This window comes from Megasphaera stantonii (genome assembly GCF_003367905.1).
Classification (GTDB): Bacteria; Bacillota; Negativicutes; order Veillonellales; family Megasphaeraceae; genus Megasphaera; species Megasphaera stantonii.
Map to the genome: position 1 here is coordinate 703,860 of NZ_CP029462.1, position 16,991 is coordinate 720,850.

General features: G+C 54.7%; 15 protein-coding genes. 4 read left to right on the forward strand and 11 right to left on the reverse strand.

The window, feature by feature from the left end; translation table 11 throughout:
- Positions 1-273 precede the first annotated feature (273 nt).
- The 7 genes from glmM to DKB62_RS03415 all read right to left on the reverse strand — a co-directional run bounded on the left by glmM (position 274) and on the right by DKB62_RS03415 (position 7,343).
- The gene (gene glmM, locus DKB62_RS03385) at positions 274-1,629 is read right to left on the reverse strand and encodes a phosphoglucosamine mutase (RefSeq protein WP_107196684.1); all 1,356 of its coding nucleotides are present in this window, start codon (positions 1,627-1,629) and stop codon (positions 274-276) included.
- Entirely contained in the window at positions 1,622-3,229 is a 1,608-nt protein-coding gene (locus DKB62_RS03390; RefSeq protein ID WP_198643552.1) for an NAD(P)/FAD-dependent oxidoreductase, read from the reverse strand. The genes glmM and DKB62_RS03390 overlap by 8 nt, the downstream gene beginning before the upstream one ends.
- A gap of 16 nt (positions 3,230-3,245) precedes the next feature.
- A complete protein-coding gene (locus DKB62_RS03395; RefSeq protein WP_232818847.1) occupies positions 3,246-4,157 on the reverse strand; it encodes a CdaR family protein in 912 nt (303 codons plus the stop codon).
- A gap of 1 nt (position 4,158) precedes the next feature.
- On the reverse strand, positions 4,159-4,971 hold the full coding sequence (cdaA, locus tag DKB62_RS03400) for a diadenylate cyclase CdaA (RefSeq protein WP_087478312.1): 813 nt from the start codon (positions 4,969-4,971) through the stop codon (positions 4,159-4,161).
- 148 nt (positions 4,972-5,119) lie between these two features.
- Entirely contained in the window at positions 5,120-5,599 is a 480-nt protein-coding gene (locus DKB62_RS03405) for an RrF2 family transcriptional regulator (protein ID WP_107196686.1), read from the reverse strand.
- 132 nt (positions 5,600-5,731) lie between these two features.
- Positions 5,732-6,721 carry an inorganic phosphate transporter gene (locus tag DKB62_RS03410; RefSeq protein ID WP_107196687.1) on the reverse strand — a complete coding sequence of 330 codons (990 nt, stop codon included), beginning with the start codon at positions 6,719-6,721 and terminating at the stop codon, positions 5,732-5,734.
- Entirely contained in the window at positions 6,714-7,343 is a 630-nt protein-coding gene (locus DKB62_RS03415) for a DUF47 domain-containing protein (protein WP_107196688.1), read from the reverse strand. Before DKB62_RS03415 ends, DKB62_RS03410 begins: the two co-directional genes overlap by 8 nt.
- A gap of 370 nt (positions 7,344-7,713) precedes the next feature.
- On the opposite strand from DKB62_RS03415, the gene DKB62_RS03420 reads away from it, so the two are divergent.
- The 4 genes from DKB62_RS03420 to DKB62_RS03435 all read left to right on the forward strand — a co-directional run bounded on the left by DKB62_RS03420 (position 7,714) and on the right by DKB62_RS03435 (position 13,055).
- Positions 7,714-9,129 carry a PTS mannitol transporter subunit IIBC gene (locus DKB62_RS03420; protein ID WP_107196689.1) on the forward strand — a complete coding sequence of 472 codons (1,416 nt, stop codon included), beginning with the start codon at positions 7,714-7,716 and terminating at the stop codon, positions 9,127-9,129.
- Positions 9,130-9,208: 79 nt separating this feature from the next.
- A complete protein-coding gene (locus DKB62_RS03425; RefSeq protein WP_269148082.1) occupies positions 9,209-11,293 on the forward strand; it encodes a PRD domain-containing protein in 2,085 nt (694 codons plus the stop codon).
- 13 nt (positions 11,294-11,306) lie between these two features.
- Entirely contained in the window at positions 11,307-11,726 is a 420-nt protein-coding gene (locus DKB62_RS03430) for a PTS mannitol transporter subunit IIA (protein WP_232818848.1), read from the forward strand.
- Positions 11,727-11,786: 60 nt separating this feature from the next.
- Positions 11,787-13,055: a zinc-binding dehydrogenase gene (locus DKB62_RS03435; protein ID WP_232818849.1), complete on the forward strand. Its 1,269-nt coding sequence runs from the start codon at positions 11,787-11,789 to the stop codon at positions 13,053-13,055.
- A 91-nt stretch (positions 13,056-13,146) separates the two neighbouring features.
- Here the strand turns inward: DKB62_RS03435 and DKB62_RS03440 are convergent, their stop codons facing one another.
- The 4 genes from DKB62_RS03440 to DKB62_RS03455 form a co-directional block, all read right to left on the reverse strand.
- Positions 13,147-13,791: a cyclase family protein gene (locus DKB62_RS03440; RefSeq protein WP_107196693.1), complete on the reverse strand. Its 645-nt coding sequence runs from the start codon at positions 13,789-13,791 to the stop codon at positions 13,147-13,149.
- Positions 13,792-13,897: 106 nt separating this feature from the next.
- Complete coding sequence (gene tpiA, locus DKB62_RS03445) at positions 13,898-14,659, reverse strand: triose-phosphate isomerase (RefSeq protein ID WP_107196694.1); 762 nt, start codon at positions 14,657-14,659, stop codon at positions 13,898-13,900.
- 34 nt (positions 14,660-14,693) lie between these two features.
- A complete protein-coding gene (locus tag DKB62_RS03450; protein WP_107196695.1) occupies positions 14,694-15,875 on the reverse strand; it encodes a phosphoglycerate kinase in 1,182 nt (393 codons plus the stop codon).
- Positions 15,876-15,950: 75 nt separating this feature from the next.
- Positions 15,951-16,973 carry a sugar-binding transcriptional regulator gene (locus DKB62_RS03455; RefSeq protein WP_107196696.1) on the reverse strand — a complete coding sequence of 341 codons (1,023 nt, stop codon included), beginning with the start codon at positions 16,971-16,973 and terminating at the stop codon, positions 15,951-15,953.
- Positions 16,974-16,991: the final 18 nt, after the last annotated feature.

Here is a 16,991-nt window from a genome sequence, read left to right on the forward strand (position 1 = left end):
CATATAACCTCCTAGTGTGTGTATTTGCTTCCCACGACGACATTGTCCATTCCGTTGCCGTAATGCTTTTCCGCCATGTAACGACTGAAGCTGCCGAGAGGCATCCGCTGACATGTTCGATACTCCTCTTCCTCGTCCGCCCGTCGCTGCCGGCGGGCACTAGCGCTATCCATTTTACGAAGGATTTCCAAACGCCTGTAAAAAAACAGGAATGAAGCGAACTTCATCACTTCATTCCCACATTCTAATATATTTTATCACCTAGGTCAATACCTACTTGGACGGACCCATTTCGTGCTCTACGACGACGGCAATATCGTCGACGATGCGCTGGAGCTGCTCTAAATCAGGGCCTTCCGCCATAACCCGGATCAGCGGTTCTGTGCCGGACGGACGAACCAGGATGCGGCCTTCGTCGCCCAATTCTGCTTCTCCCGCCGAAATAGCCGCCATGATGAGATTATTTTCTTCCCATCCCGATTTTGTCTGCACAGTCACATTTTTCAAAATCTGAGGATAACGGGTCATGAGGGCCGCTAATTCCGACAGCGGCTTGCTCTGCTGCTTCATGATGCTGAGGAGCTGCACCGCCGTCAGCAGTCCGTCGCCCGTCGTATTATAGTCGAGGAAAATAATATGGCCTGACTGTTCGCCGCCTAAGGAATAACCGTCCTTACGCATTTTTTCCAGGACATACCGGTCGCCGACAGCCGTCGTTTCCGTACGGCAGCCCAGGTCTTTCAAGGCCTTGTGGAAGCCGATGTTGCTCATTACGGTTCCTACGACCGTATCCTGCTTCAAGCGGCCTTCTTCTTTCAGTTTCAGCGCGCAGAGCAGCATGATCTGGTCGCCGTCCATATCCTGACCCTTTTCATCGACGGCCAAACAGCGGTCTGCATCGCCGTCATTGGCAATGCCGATATCGGCGCCGCAGCGCAGCACCGTTTCCTTCAAATCTTCCAAATGGGTGGAACCGCAGTTGTCATTGATATTCACGCCGTTTGGCTCCGTATGGATAGCAATGACTTCGGCTCCCAGGCGTTTCAGGATTTCCGGCCCGATGGAATAGGCCGCTCCATTGGCCCCATCATACACGACCTTTAATCCCGATAAATCGACAGTTGTCGACTTACATACGAAATCGGCATATTCCTGCTGCAAGTCCGTCCACAAGGAAATCGTGCCGATGCCGGCGCCTACAGGCCGGCTCTGCAGACCGGCTCGTTCGTCGCGAAGCATGTATTCCTCAATCCGGTCTTCCATTTCATCGGGAAGCTTGTATCCATACCCGTCAAAGAACTTAATGCCGTTATATTCAAAGGGATTGTGGGACGCCGAAATGACGACGCCGGCATCCATGTGATGCGTTCTCGTCAAATAGGCAACAGCCGGAGTCGGAATCACGCCGGCCATATAGCATTCACCGCCGGCAGATGCGATGCCTGCTGCTAAAATGCTGGCCAGCATGGTGCCGGAACGGCGCGTGTCGCGGCCGATAAGAAATGTCGGGTGTTCCTTATTTTGTCCAAAAATATACGCGGCGGCCCTGCCTAAATGATATGCCAATTCCGGCGTCAGGGAATCGTTAGCAATGCCCCGCACACCATCAGTACCAAACAATCTAGCCATTTACAACTACCTCCAAAGGTTGATATTTACGAATGATTTCATTTGCCGTTTCCAATCCGTCGAGAAAAGCGCTCATAATGCCGCCGGCATACCCCGCGCCTTCTCCCACGGGATACAATCCCGCCGCATCGACGGCCATGCGGTCTTCGCCGCGCACAATGCGCACGGGGGCGCTGGTTCTCGTTTCCACGCCGGTCATGACGACGCCGTCGTCGTCAAAACCGCGGATCTTGCGGCCGAAGTAGGGCAAGGCCCGTTCCAGCGTACTGGTCACAAAATCCGGCAACACGCCATGCAAATCCGTCCAGGTCACGCCGGGACGGTATGTATGTACCGCCGCTTCGGCTGGAGAAGAGCCTTTGAGAAAGCTTCCCACGGTTTGCGCCGGCGCGTGATAATTACTGCCGCCGGCCTGATACGCCAGTTCCTCGTACCGCCGCTGAAACTCGATACCAGCCAGGGGCCCGCTGCCGACGTCGTCTGTCGTCACGTTGACGACTAAGGCACTGTTGGCCACGCCGCTGTCACGACGATAAAGGCTCATGCCGTTCGTCACGACCCGCCCTTCTTCAGACGCCGCCGCCACGACGGCTCCGCCGGGACACATACAGAAGGAATAGCACGACCGGCCTTCCGGGCTGTGGTACACCAAGGCGTAATCGGCCGGGTCCAATCCCAATTCCGCCGCATTGCAGCCGTATTGCCCGCGATCAATGACCTGCTGGTCATGCTCGATGCGCACGCCGACGGCAAAGGGCTTCTTTTCCAGGACGACGCCTTCGTCGTGCAGCATGTAATACGTATCCCGGGCGCTGTGCCCAATGCCTAAGACGACGACGTCCGTCTCATATTCATCCTCGCCGTTGACGGTGACGGCGCATACCCTTCCCCGTTCGTCCCGGCGTATGGAAGTCACGCGGCTCTGAAAACAAACCGTTCCACCTGCCAATTCTATCATATGACGCATATTTTTTACAACGTTCCGTAAAATATCCGTCCCTACGTGGGGATTATAGGCATATAAAATTTCCGGCGGCGCTCCCGCATCGACCAGAGTTTGAAGGATATGGCGCAGGAGCGGATGATTTACCCTCGTCGTCAGCTTGCCGTCAGAAAAAGTACCGGCTCCACCTTCGCCGAACTGTACGTTCGACTCAGGCCGGAAAGGGCCGCCGTTCCAGAATTCTTCTACATGAGCCGTCCGCGTATCTACGTCACACCCCCGCTCGAATACGATCGGCTTATATCCGCCGCGCGCCAAGGCCAGCGCCGCGGCTAATCCCGACGGCCCCGTCCCTACGACGACGGGACGATGCCGCAGCACGACGTCGCCGGGCTTCGGCGGAACATACGCAGTTTCCGCAATCCGGCGGACATCCTTAGCGTCGCGGCAGCGCCGCCATGTTTTTTCTTCGTCATGAAAGGCGACGTCTACCGTAAATACCAGATAAATATTCGGCTTCCGCCGCGCGTCTACAGAACGCCGCACGACGCAGATATGCTCTATATCCGCCGGGCTGCAGCGAAGCTTTTTAGCAACCAGCGCCTCTATGGATTTCCTCATAGGCACGCCGGTGCGAATATTCATTACCCTTAGCACGCAATTCGCTCCTTTACTATTCCACGTCTACGGCAACTTCGATCGTATCGGGCTCGAAGATGACGCCGTTTACAGGCGATACGATAATCTTCCATTTCTTATCCTGCTTCAAGCCTGAAATATCGATAGGCGGCAAGTCGATGCGGGACAAATTCTTGAGAATATTCGCGTCTCCCTTTACGGCAACCGTATCCGGATTGATTTTGATTTCTTTCAGCGATACAGACGGAGACACGTCCCCTTCCGTCGTCACGTAAACGGGAATGTCTTTCGTCACGGCATTATGACCGATGGATATGCGGATATTGCTCTGCCACGGCGTCATTTCCAGCCCTTCGATGCGGGAACCGTCCGCCGCGACCAGCCGGATAGGCGCCATGATGGAAAAATCGTCTATCCTGTCTTCAATAGGAATTTCCACGACAGCCTGTTCCACTTGCTTGACAAGACGGCGGGCGCCGCTGATGACGACCTTTTCCGGCACGACCTTCAGGCTGCTGACGAAAATATCGTTCTTCGTCTGTCCTACCAAATGCGGCGTCAGAGCCAATTCCCGCACGGTGTATACGTCGACCATAATATCGGCCGAGGTCATACTCTGCTTTTTCAGCTCCGTCCCCGCCGGAATTTCTATGCGCACAGGGGCGCTCATTTCGCCTTCCTGGGCGTCGGACAAATCAATATAAGCCTTAATATCCGACGGTCCTACGTTGATAATCGTGTTGCGCGGCCCGGACAGGCGCACGTAGACCGTCTTCGGCACGTTCGACGTAATGTACTGCGAGTCGAGGTTTTCCACAACGATCGGCACCGTATAGCTGCCTTCGCTCATAGGATTCTGTTCGTTGATGATAAAGAACCACAGCACGATCGCCATTAACAGACAAATAATCTTTAATTGCCATTTTTTGTCAAGCTTATTCATCATATCACGGCCTCCACTTGAAAATATTGGCTAATCCCTGAGGCGTCTTGTTCAAGAAAGTCTTCAGCACGTTGCGCAGGGCGTTGCTGTCCAAGTGACGGTAAATATGACCGCCGTACGTATATGAAATAGAGCCCGTTTCTTCGCTGACGACGACGACGACGGCGTCGGCCATCTCGCTGAGGCCGATAGCCGCGCGATGCCGCGTCCCCAGCTCCGTAGACAAGGAACGGTCCGCCGTAAGCGGAAGCAGGCATCCTGCTGCCATGATGCGGTTTTCACGAATAATCACGGCTCCGTCGTGAAGAGGCGTATTGGGAATAAATATGTTTCCCAGCAGCTCGCGCGACACGACGCCGTCGATGGGAACGCCCGTGTCAATGTAGTCGTTCAGGCCGACTTCCCGCTCAAAGACAATCAGCGCGCCGGTCCGCGTTTTGGACATCGAGTCCGTAATCGCCACGATTTCATCAATAAGCCGCTCCAGTTCCTTAGCGTTCAGCACATGCCCCGACTGCAGAAACCGGCCCCGCCCGATTTGTTCCAGGGCGCGCCGCAGCTCCGGCTGAAAGACGACCGGCAAGGCGACCAATATAACCGTCATGCCCTGCTGCAGCATCCAGTTGATAACATGCAGATCCAGAACCCGGCTGACGACCGTTACGGCGCCGAGCACCAGCAGCCCTTTGATCAGGGCTACGGCCCGTGTATTGCGAATCAAAATAAACAGCTTATACAGCACAAAGGCGACAAGCAGAATATCCAATATGTCAAGCAGGCGAAAGCTGCTGATAAATCCCTGAATAGATACGCTCATGTTATTTCTCCATTACGACAACAAAATAATCATGGTTAAGTAAATTCATTGTACACTATTTTTACTTCAAAATAAAGTCCGCAGGCCCGTATAAAAAACAAAGCCGCAGTCAGGAGCTCTTGTCTCCGCTGCGGCTTTTTCATATCCATTACATTTCGTTCGACACCGCTTTTTTCAGCGGCCCGTCGCCTGCGGCTCCGCAGGCTGCCTGAAGCTGCGACTCCTGGCGGGCTAATTCAGCAAAATCAATGGCCTTCAATTTCGTTACCAGATCCCGCTGAATATCGGCAAAGGCGTTGTAAATAGAGCACATGCCGCTGCAGCCGCGGGAGCACGAGCTGATGTCATGCAGACAGCGCTGCAGTTCCGTCTGGCCCTCTACGGCTTCGATGACGTCAAACAAGGTGATGTCTTCCGGCGAGCGCTGCAGGGCAAAGCCCCCGTCGACGCCGCGGTACGATTTCATGATGCCGGCAGCCGTCAAATTTCTCATGATTTTCAATAAAAAACGCTCGGGGATATTTTGTTTTTCTGCTAAGGCAGCGCCGGTTATTTTCGTGCCTTCCGGCAGCGACGCCAGGTACAGGACCATGCGGAAAGCATAATCAGTCGCTTGATTTAATCTCATTACTCTAATCCCTCCTTGCATGTGTCTATTATACAATAAGTCACTAAAAAAGTGTAGTTTGAAATAAAAAAAAGAAAAGGTCCTGATGACGAATGCCTGCCATTCATCACCAAGACCTGTATTACATCGTGCTTATAAGGCGTCGATAATCAAAAAGATAACTGCCGACAATGCGGCGCTGATCGGGATAGTAACGCACCAGGCGATGACCATGCTGCGGGCCACGCCCCAGTGAACTGCGCGAACCCGTTCTGCCGAACCGACACCCATGATAGAGCCCGATACGACGTGAGTCGTACTGACCGGCAAGTGCAGGAACGTCGCAGAAAAAATAACCAGGGACGAATTCAGATCGGCGGCAAAGCCGTTGATGGATTCCATCTTGAAGATCTTCGTTCCCATCGTAGAAATGATACGCCACCCGCCGGCAGACGTACCCAAGGCCATGGACGTGGCGCAGGCCAGCTTTACCCACGTGGGAATTTCCATCGTATCGATGTATCCGCCGCTCAGCAGGGCCAGGGCGATGATGCCCATCGCTTTCTGGGCGTCGTTGGAGCCGTGCGAAAAGGCCATGAGACTAGCCGACACGAGCTGCATCTTGCGGAACTGGCGGTTTAAGGCGATAGGCGAATACTTGCGGACAATCCAAAGGATGCCGATCATGACGAAATATCCCGTCGCCAAGGCGATGACCGGCGATAAGATCAGCGATAAGATGATCTTTTCAATGCCGCCCATATCCAAGGCCGCCGGTCCTACGCTGATGCATACGGCGCCGATAACGCCGCCAATAAGCGAGTGGGACGAGCTGCTGGGTATGCGGTAATACCACGTTGCGATATTCCAAATAATAGAGCCGATCAAGGCGGCTACGATGACTTCCAAACTAATCTGGGCCGGATTTAATACCAAATCCCCGCCAATCGTCTTGGCGACGCCCGTACTGACCATCGCGCCGGCAAAGTTCAGCACGGCGGCCATCATAATCGCATGGCGCGGCGTAATGGCCCGCGTCGAGACGCTGGTAGCAATGGCGTTGGCCGTATCGTGAAACCCGTTGATGTAGTCAAACAGCACGGCCAGCAGCACAATGGCCCATATTAACCAATGCTCAGGCATACTTTAAGACGACCTTTCTGAACGTAGTAACCAGATCTTCGCATTCGTCGGTAATATCTTCGACAGATTGAAGAACTTCCTTCCATTTGATGATTTCAATGGGATCTTTGCATTCCGAGAATAATTTAGCCATTTCCTTATGATACAAATCGTCGCAGTCCTGTTCCAGCTTCAGCACCTTGTGGCTGCGGGCTTCGACCTTCAGGTAGTTTTTCTTTAAATCCTTCATGTAACCGATGGATTTGCAGATTTCTTTCATCGCTTTGGCCGTGATGACGGTCATCTGCTTGGCTCCGTCCGTAGCCTGTCCGATTTGATACATGCACATCTTGTCCATGATTTCGCTGATATTGTCGATAACCGCATCCAATTCATCGATAAGCTGCTGAATGTCTTCGCGGTCCATCGGCGTGATGAACGTTTTTTGCAGACGCTTCATGGTCTCCAATACGAGCTCGTCGGCTTCATCGGCCAGGGAATCGATTTGTTCCAACGCTTCCTCTTTAGGAATCTGGTCGTTCATGGCCTGCCTCAGCAGATCGGCTGCCTGATAACTCAGCATCGCGTGCTGGTCTAATAATGCGAAAAACTTTTCTTCTTTGGGCTTTAAATGGAATGCCATACTAATCAGTTCTCCTTGTCTGCAAACACATTTTTACGCACTAATTACGTACTGTTTACCTATATTTTACATAGCTGTGTCTTTCTGCATTATACCATATACGACTTCATTATTCTAGAAAAGGCGTTGCCAATATGGCATATTCTACATGAATTTTTTTATAGGCACAACGGGCCCTCTTCGCGGCCCATCACCGAAACGTTAAAAGATTTAAGGCTATGCATTCTCCAGATATTGTCATTTTCATGGGTGACAAAGTTACATTACTATTTGTTGCGTTTGCCCCGGCCTGCCGATATACTTAAGCTATCAGAAACACAAGCAGTCCGGAATGCAGCGTGCGTACTGAATCACTTTAGGAGGTACAACAATGAAAGCAAAGATTCAATCGTTCGGCCGCTTCCTCAGCGGTATGGTCATGCCGAACATCGGCGCCTTCATCGCCTGGGGTCTTATTACGGCTATGTTTATTCCCTCAGGCTGGCTGCCGAATGAAAAGCTGGCTGCCATGGTCGGCCCATTCCTGACCTACGTCCTGCCCCTGCTCATCGCCTATCAGGGCGGCAAGGCCGTCGGCGGCGACCGCGGCGCCGTCATCGGCGTCATCGCGACTGTCGGCGTCATCTGCGGTACATCGTACACCATGTTCATGGGCGCGATGGTCATGGGTCCCCTGGCCGGCCTGGTCATCAAAAAGTTCGACGCCGCCGCAGACGGCCGCATCAAGCCGGGCTTTGAAATGCTGGTCAACAACTTCTCCGTCGGCATCATAGGCATGCTCTTATCCATCATAGGCTTTTATCTCATCGGCCCGGTCATGGGCATCCTGCTCACCTTTCTGACGGCGGGCGTTCAGATTCTCGTCACCTACGGCATCTTCCCCCTCATCGGCCTTTTCGTCGAACCGGCAAAGGTGTTGTTCCTGAACAACGCCATTAATCACGGTATCTTCACGCCCCTGGGAGCCGAACAGGTATCGCAGGCCGGCAAATCGATTTTCTACATGATTGAAACGAACCCCGGCCCCGGCGCAGGCGTCCTCATCGCTTACTGGCTGTTCTCCAAAGACAAAACGACGAAGCACTCCGCCCCCGGCGCGCTCATCATTCACGCCTTAGGCGGCATCCACGAAATTTCCTTTCCCTACGTCCTCATGAATCCCATGCTCCTGCTGGCTACGATCGGCGGCAGCGTATCGGCGTTGTTCTATTATTCGCTCCTCGACCTCGGCTTGTCCGGCCCGCCCTCTCCGGGCAGCCTCATTTCGTACCTGGCAATGGCTCCAAAAGGGTCTACGCTGTCCGTCATCATCGGCATCTTCATCGCCGCCGGCGTGTCCTTCCTCATCGCTTCGCCCATCATCCGCATGTCCGGAGCCAAGTCGTCGGACTCTCTCGCCGAAGCCCAGCAGAAGATGAAAGACATGAAAGCCCAGTCTAAGGGCATAGCGACGCCGTCGGCCGTCGAAGCGCCGGCAGTCAATATAAAAGAAATCAAAAATATCGTCTTTGCCTGCGACGCCGGTATGGGTTCCAGCGCTATGGGCGCGGCCGTCCTGCAGAAGCGTCTGAAAAAAGCCGGCCTGACAGACATCAAGGTCAGCCACGCATCCGTTTCGGAAGTACCGAAAGACGCGCAGCTCGTCGTCTGCCATCAGGATTTGGCAGACCGGGCCAAAGCCAGCGCCCCCCAGGCCCGTCTCATTACGATTACCAACTTCATGGCGGCGCCCGAATACGCGACGCTCGTAGAAGAACTGGCCTCGGCCCAGCTCCCGCCGTCATAAAAACCGGCTGCGTTATCCCACGAGGTTCCCGTCACGCAGAGGAGGTGATACTACGGAATTCACACTGCGCATCCAACAAATTTTATCTATCCTGCTGCGGCATCAGGATTTTCTGCACGAACAGCAAATCGCCGACGAACTGGCCATCAGCAAGCGCACAGTCCAGCGCGAGTTGGATTACATCACGACGATTATCGCGCCGTACCAGCTGACGCTGAAGCGCAAGAAAGGAGCGGGCCTCCTGCTGACCGGCACGCCGCAGGCAAGGCAGCGCCTGGCCGATGACTTGAACGCCTCGGACCGGTCGGATTGGTCCGATAAAAAGGAACGGCGGCGCTACTTGTTGTTCGAACTGCTGCGGGACCGGACGCCGAAAAAGCTGTACCATTACAGCCGGCTCCTGGGCGTCAGCGAATCGACAGCCGCTTCCGATTTGGAAGCCCTCGGCCCCTGGCTGCGTAAAAATAATTTATCTATCCTGAAAAAGCCCGGCTTCGGCGTCATCCTGAACGGCACGGAACAAAATTACCGCGAAGCCATGCGGCGCTTCATCAGCGAGACGGCTCCTGTAGACAAATTAAAAGAAATTACCGACCCCCATGCCGCCCTGGCGAAAGCCGTCATGAACGTAACGGACAACGGCATTTACCGCCTGCTGAACAGCCGCACGATCCAGCGCATCGACGCCCTGCTCGGCGAGATGAACGAACCCAAGCTCCGCCAGTTTACCGACTCGGCTTATATCGGTCTGATCATCCACATCGCCATCAGCGTCGAACGCATGCAGCAGGGCAACGTACCGTCAGACGAGCAATTCCTGCCCTTGGAGGAAGATGGCGAAGACCTGCGTCTGGCCCGGCGCATTCTCCAGGCCATCGAAGAAGAATTTCACCTGCATATGCCTGAGCTGGAGCTGTCCTACCTGCTGCTGCACATCAAGGGCGCGAACATTCATTACACCAACGTGCCCGACGAAACAGTGCCGACAGACCTGAACGGCAAAAAATTGATCAACCTCATCGACGCCATGATAGACGCCTTCGATTCCCGCCAAGCTTATATGCTGCGCTGTGACGAAGAATTTATCCGCGGGCTCTTCGTCCACCTGCAGCCGGCCATCGTCCGACTGACCAATCACCTCAATATCATCAATCCCCTGCTGGACGATATCAAGGAAGAATACGCCGACACGTTTCAAAAATCCATCCGGGCGGCCCGCGTACTGGAAAAGGGCATCGGTGCCGCCGTGTCCGAGGAAGAAATCGGGTATTTGACGATTCACTTCGGCGCGGCCCTGGAACGCATGAAGGGGAAAACGGCTTTTACGCGAAAGGTTTCCGTCGGCATCGTCTGCGCCAGCGGCTTCGGCGTCGCCCGCCTGATGATGACACGGCTGCGCAACAAGCTGTCCGCCGCCGTCTCGCTCAAGACCTACGGCAAGGGCGACCTGACGCCGGAGGTCATCAAAGCCACGGATTTCTTCGTCAGCAGCCTGCCCCTGAACCGTCCGGATATCGACGCCGTCCGCATCTCGCCGCTCATCACCCAGTCCGATATGAGCCGCATCCAATGCAAGATCGAAGAATACGCCCACATCCGCAAGCAGGTCCATCGTGAAGAAGGCGAAAAGCAGCCCGACGAGTTCGTACAGGAACTGGCGGAAACCCACAAATCAGCAGAAGAAATCGCCCATATCCTGAAAGGCTACGCCATGTATACTGCCGACGCGTCCCTGCCCTTTGACCAGGCCGTAGCCTGGCTCTGCGGCCAAGTCGCCGAATCGGAGTCGCAAAGCCGGCAGCTGTATGAAGATATTATGAAGCGGGAACGGCTGAGCAGCCAAATCTTTCCCGACCAGGGCTTCGCCCTGCTGCACTGCCGGACCTGCGCCGTCAGTCACGCCGCCTTTTACACCTGTATGCCGTCGGAAAGCAGCTTCTCCGACCCCTACTTTCAAGGCGTCGGCATGATCCTGCTCATGGCGATGCCCGCCGCCGGCCCTACCCGCCTGTACACAGACCTGCTAGGCTTCATCAGCAGCTCCCTGGTCATAGACGACAGCTTCAACGAAGCCGTCCTAAGCCGCAGCGAAGGCCTCATCCGTTCCGAGCTGCAGCGCATCCTCAAGCTGTATTTCAATACATTGCTCATAAAACTTACGTAAGGAGAACATCATCATGGAAATTTTACAGAAAAAGAACATCATCCTCAACTGCCAGCCGAAGGCCAAGGAAGATGTCATTAGGGAAATCGGCAAGATTTTCTGCGAAGACGGCTACACGACAGAAAAATATACCCAGGCCATGCTGGACAAGGAAACGGTCTTCAATACGGCCATCGGCAACAGCGTAGCCATTCCCCACGGCATCGAAGAAGGCAAGGTCGAAGTGCAGCACGCCGGCCTGGTCATCATGACCTTCCCCGAAGGCACGGACTGGAACGGCACGACGGTCAAGCTGGTCATCGGCATTGCCGCCGCCGGCGACGAACACGTCGACATTCTGAGCAATATTGCCGTCACTTGCTCCGACGAAGACGACGTAGAAGACGTCGTCCACAGCTCTGTCGATGAAATCTACAACATGTTCGCTAACTAAGAGGTCAACGTATACTCATATACAGAACCCTATATTAAGCATGATACTCAGGAGGTATATATGATGAAAACAAAAGCAGTCAGAATGTACGGCACGAGAGATTTGCGCCTGGAAGAATTTGAACTCCCGGAAATCAAAGACGATGAAATTTTAGCCAAAATTATTACGGACAGCATCTGCATGTCTACATATAAATTAGTCGAACAAGGAAAAAAGCATAAACGGGCTCCCCAGAACATCGACACGAACCCCATCATTACGGGCCACGAATTTGCCGGCGTCATCGTCAAGGTCGGCAAGAAATGGCAGGACCAGTTCAAGCCGGGCATGCGCTTCGCCCAGCAGCCGGCGCTGAACTATAAAGGCAGCCTGGCTTCGCCGGGATATTCCTATGAATTTTTCGGCGGCGACTGCACGTACTGCATCTTCCCCCACGAAGTCATGGAATTAGGCGCTCTGATGCCCTACGAAGGCGAAAGCTTCTTCGAAGCGTCCTTGGGCGAACCGATGAGCTGCATCATCGGCGGCTACCGGGCCAACTACCACACGAACAAGCATAACTATAACCACGCTATGGGCACAAAAGAAGGCGGCAATATCATCATCCTCGGCGGCTGCGGCCCCATGGGCTTAGGCGCCGTCAGCTACGGCATCCGCTTTGAAAACAAGCCGAAACGCATCGTCGTAACGGACATCGACGAAAGCCGCATCAATCGGGCGAAAGAAGTCATTTCCCCCGAATACGCCGCCCAGTACGGCGTCGAACTCCACTACATCAATACGGGAGCCATGGACGATCCCTATGAAGAACTCATGAAGATCACCGACGGCCATGGCTACGACGACGTCTTCGTATATGCGCCGGTCCGCGCCGTCGCCGAGCTGGGCAACAGACTGCTGGCCTTCGACGGCTGCATGAACTTCTTCTCCGGCCCGACGGACAAAAACTTCAGCGCCGAAATCAACCTGTATGACTGCCACTACACGAGCACCCACATCATGGGCACGACGGGAGGCAACAACGACGACCTCATCGAAGCCAACAACCTGGCTGCCAAAGGCATCATCAACCCGGCCGTCATGGTAACGCATGTCGGCGGCATCGACAGCATCATCGACACGACGCTGAACCTGCCGCATATCAAGGGCGGCAAAAAGCTGGCCTATACGCAGTTCGACATGCCGATGACGGCCATCGAAGATTTCGCCAAATTAGGCGAAACAGACCCGTTCTTCCTCGAACTGGACGCATGCTGCAAAGCTCACAACGGCCTCTGGAACGCCGAAGCGGAAAAAATGATCCTGAAGCACTTCAACGTAGAAATCTAACCGTTCACCTTCTCTTTTCTCTTCATCCGGCAGATTCTACGAATGCAGTACATCCCCTCGCGCAGGCCTCTTTCCTGCCGGGGGGATTTTTCTATTCAAACCAGGCGACCGCCCGGACGGGCGCGCCGTCGCTTTGATGTACTTTTAACGGAAAGCATCCGAACCAAAATAAGCCGCTGCCGCACAGGTGAAGATTTTTCAGGTTTTCTATATTGATCATTTCCCGGCGCTGAAACAGCTTCCTATGCCGCGTCAGCTCTTCGTCGCCTATGGGATCGATGCCGAACGTATCGAACCCGATGCCTTTATACGACCCGGCGACGACGTATTCCAGCACGGAGTCGTCTATACAGGGATAGTCGCCGAAGTATTGGGGCGTTCCCCAGTAGGCGTCCCAGCCTGTGTGAAACAGCAGAAACTCTGCCTTTTCTACTTTGTCTCCATAGGGCCGCAGGCAATCCATCGTAATCGCCCCGCCTTCCTTTACGCGGCGGCAGTCGACGACCAGGGCCTTGCCGATAAATTGGCCGGCATCATACTGATCCAGCGTCGTGCCTTCGTTTAATACATGGGCTGGCGGATCGGCGTGGGTGCCGACGTGCGTGCAGATGGAAATCTTCGTTTCTTTGAAGCCGTCCGTTTCGCAGGTACTTACCGTCTGCAGGGACGGCTCTTCCGTTCCCGGAAACACGGGCATATGCTCCCGTATGGTATGGGTCAAATCGATAACCTTCACAATAAAACGCCTCCTCGCTATGTCTATAGTATTCATCATACTATGAAACGGCGCAAAAAAATACCGTCGGCAAGGTCTACCAACGGTATTTTCGAGCGAAATGCGATTATTTTACAACGGCGTTGTCGATAATAGCCATGAAGTCGTCGACTTTCAGGCTGGCGCCGCCGACGAGGCCGCCGTCAATATCGGGAGAGCCCGTCAATTCGGCTACGTTGCCGCCTTTTACGCTGCCGCCGTAGAGGACGGACACGCTGTCGGCAACGTCGGCGCTGTAGAGGGCCGCGATTTTCTTGCGGATAATGGAGCAAACTTCCTGAGCCTGAGCGGCCGTAGCCGTCTTGCCCGTGCCGATAGCCCAAATCGGTTCGTAGGCGATGACGACCTTCGCCAAGTCGTCGGCGCCGATGCCTTCGAGTGCCTTTTCAATCTGTCCTTCAATCCAAGGCTGCATAATGCCTTCTTCGCGCTGTTCCAGCGTTTCGCCGCAGCATACGATAGGCGTAAGGTTATGAGCCAAGGCGGCTTTCGTTTTCTTATTGACCGTTTCGTCCGTTTCGTTGAAATACGTACGGCGTTCGGAATGGCCGATAATGACGTGGGTTACGCCGATATCTACGAGCATAGCCGGAGATACTTCGCCCGTAAAAGCGCCGCTTTCTTCCCAATGCATATTCTGCGCGGCTACGTGGATCGGCGTGCCTTTCGTCAATTCCACAGCCATCGGCAGATACGGAAATACGGGAGCAACGACGACTTCGGCTTTGACGTCCTGCACTACGCGGCCGACGAGGCCCGTAATCGTTTCCTTGGCGTCCTTGCCAGTATGATTCATCTTCCAGTTGCCGGCAATAATAGTTTTTCTCATGAGAGCATCCTCCTATCTGAAATATGATGATATATTATTTATCGCTCAGCGATTCGACGCCGGGCAGTTTCTTGCCTTCAAGGTATTCAAGGGACGCGCCGCCGCCAGTGGAAATATGGCTGATCTGGTCGGAAAGGCCCGTCTTGTTGACGGCCGATACGGAGTCGCCGCCGCCGACGATGGATACGGCATCCGAAGCCGCTACGGCTTTCGCCACGGCTTCCGTGCCTTTCGCGTAATTTTCCATTTCAAATACGCCCATAGGGCCGTTCCAGACGATGAGCTTCATAGGAGCTAATTCTTTGGCAAAGAGTTCCTGCGTCTTCGTGCCTACGTCGAGGATCATCCAGTCGGCCGGCACGTCGGCGACGTCTACGACCTTGTGGTCGGCGTCGTTGTCAAAGGCAGCTGCTACCATGACGTCGACGGGAAGGAGAAGCTTCGTTCCCTGTTCTTGAGCCTGGGCGATGAGGCTCTTCGCCAGATTGATTTTATCGGCTTCGACGAGGGATTTGCCGATGCCGTAGCCCTGGGCGGCCAGGAACGTATTGGCCATGCCGCCGCCGATGATCATGAGGTCGACCTTCGGCAGGAGATTGGAAATGACTTCGATTTTATCGGAAACCTTCGCGCCGCCGATAATCGCCGCAAAGGGATGGGCCGGATTGTCTACGGCGCCGCCGATGAAGCGGATTTCCTTTTCCAGCAGGAAGCCTGCAGCCATAGGCAGGTACGCCGTAATGCCGGCAACGGAGGCATGGGCCCGGTGGCAGCAGCCGAAGGCGTCGTTTACGCCGACTTCAGCCAATTCGGCGAGCTGGCGGGAAAATTCGGGATCGTTCTTTTCTTCTTCCTTATGATAGCGAAGGTTTTCGAGAAGCAGGACTTCGCCGGGCTGGAGCGCTTCGGCCATGGCTTTCGTTTCCGGGCCGACGCAGTCCGGAGCAAATTTTACGGGGATTCCCAGTAATTCGGAAAGGCGTTCGGCAACGGGTTTCAGCGAATACTTGGGAACGGCTTCTCCCTTCGGACGGCCGAGATGGCTGGCCAGGATGACTGCCGCGTGATGGTCGAGCAGATACTTAATCGTCGGCAGCGTTTTCTGAATGCGCGTGTCGTCCGTAATACGGCAGTCGCCGTCGAGGGGCACGTTGAAGTCCGCTCTGACGAATACCCGTTTGTTGTCCACTGTAATATCTGTAATTGTCTGTTTCATGGAAAAATCCTCCTCCATATCGTAACGATACATATATACTCGTCAGCGTCTGCTAGACGCTGGAAAAGCCTCGTATTAAATCATCTTCATCATTTTTTCCGCCGCGCCTTCGTCCGTCACGAGGATACCCGTCCGGCACGTGCGCATGACGGCTACGATCGCCTCGGCCTTGCTCGCTCCGCCGGCCACGGCGATGACGTGGGGATGATGCTTTATATCTTTCAAGGAAATACCGATGTTGTTGCTGCCGTACAGGATGCGCCCATCCAGGCTGCAGTAACAGCCCAGCGATTCGCCGCGGGCCCCCAGCGTTTCCAGTGTCTGCCGCTGATGGTCCGTCATGCCCCGCTGCTTGGCCATCTTATCGGCGCGGCCGATGCCGAAGACGACGACCTGGGCCTGGGAGGTCATGGCGACATTTTCCCTGGCCTGGGCGTCTGACTCGAACATCAGCCGCAGGGCCGATTCGCTTACGCCTTCGGGCAGGTGAATCATGCGGTACGAGCTGTGCGTCTTGGCGGCGACAGCGGCCGCAATATAGTTCGCCTGAAACTCCACGTGGTTCCCCATGCTGCCGCGGGCCGGCAGTATGGTCGCGCCGGCATTGCTTTCTGGAAGCATACGGGCGATTTCCGCCATGGTCGAGCCGCCGCTGATGGCCACGATGCTGACGCTGCCGAGCAAATCGTTGAGCAGCAGCGCGCCCTTGCGCCCCAGCTCCTCACAGGCCGTTTTATCCGTATCGCTGTCTCCGGGAACAATGTACACGTTCTTCAAGCCCAAGGCCTGCCGTATCTGCCGCTGCATATCGTCTAAATTGTTCAAGCGCAGGAAGCACTCCAATAAGTCCGGCATAAGGGCCTTTCCTTCCGGCTCCATGGAAATTCCCATCGTCGTAAACCGTACCAGCCCGCTGCGCCGGAGCACGTCCACATGGGAGCGCACCACCCGTTCGGACAGCCCCGACAAGCCGGCCAGGGTGCGCCGTCCTACCGGTTCTGCGTCGGAAATATGACGCAGCAGCAAATATCGTTCTTTAATCGTCCCCATGATATCGGGCGCGATTTTTTGAAAGATACTGAGCGTGTCTTGTTCCATCTTTACCTCCATCTAAAG

Bases quoted from the DNA above. Each gene is read 5' to 3' on its own strand.
- DKB62_RS03415 (WP_107196688.1), bottom strand. From the start codon at position 7,343: ATGGCATTCCATTTAAAGCCCAAAGAAGAAAAGTTTTTCGCATTATTA.
- DKB62_RS03405 (WP_107196686.1), bottom strand. From the start codon at position 5,599: ATGAGATTAAATCAAGCGACTGATTATGCTTTCCGCATGGTCCTGTAC.
- tpiA (WP_107196694.1), bottom strand. From the start codon at position 14,659: ATGAGAAAAACTATTATTGCCGGCAACTGGAAGATGAATCATACTGGC.
- DKB62_RS03450 (WP_107196695.1), bottom strand. From the start codon at position 15,875: ATGAAACAGACAATTACAGATATTACAGTGGACAACAAACGGGTATTC.
- DKB62_RS03435 (WP_232818849.1), top strand. From the start codon at position 11,787: ATGATGAAAACAAAAGCAGTCAGAATGTACGGCACGAGAGATTTGCGC.
- glmM (WP_107196684.1), bottom strand. From the start codon at position 1,629: ATGGCTAGATTGTTTGGTACTGATGGTGTGCGGGGCATTGCTAACGAT.
- cdaA (WP_087478312.1), bottom strand. From the start codon at position 4,971: ATGAGCGTATCTATTCAGGGATTTATCAGCAGCTTTCGCCTGCTTGAC.
- DKB62_RS03410 (WP_107196687.1), bottom strand. From the start codon at position 6,721: ATGCCTGAGCATTGGTTAATATGGGCCATTGTGCTGCTGGCCGTGCTG.
- DKB62_RS03430 (WP_232818848.1), top strand. From the start codon at position 11,307: ATGGAAATTTTACAGAAAAAGAACATCATCCTCAACTGCCAGCCGAAG.
- DKB62_RS03420 (WP_107196689.1), top strand. From the start codon at position 7,714: ATGAAAGCAAAGATTCAATCGTTCGGCCGCTTCCTCAGCGGTATGGTC.
- DKB62_RS03455 (WP_107196696.1), bottom strand. From the start codon at position 16,973: ATGGAACAAGACACGCTCAGTATCTTTCAAAAAATCGCGCCCGATATC.
- DKB62_RS03395 (WP_232818847.1), bottom strand. From the start codon at position 4,157: ATGATGAATAAGCTTGACAAAAAATGGCAATTAAAGATTATTTGTCTG.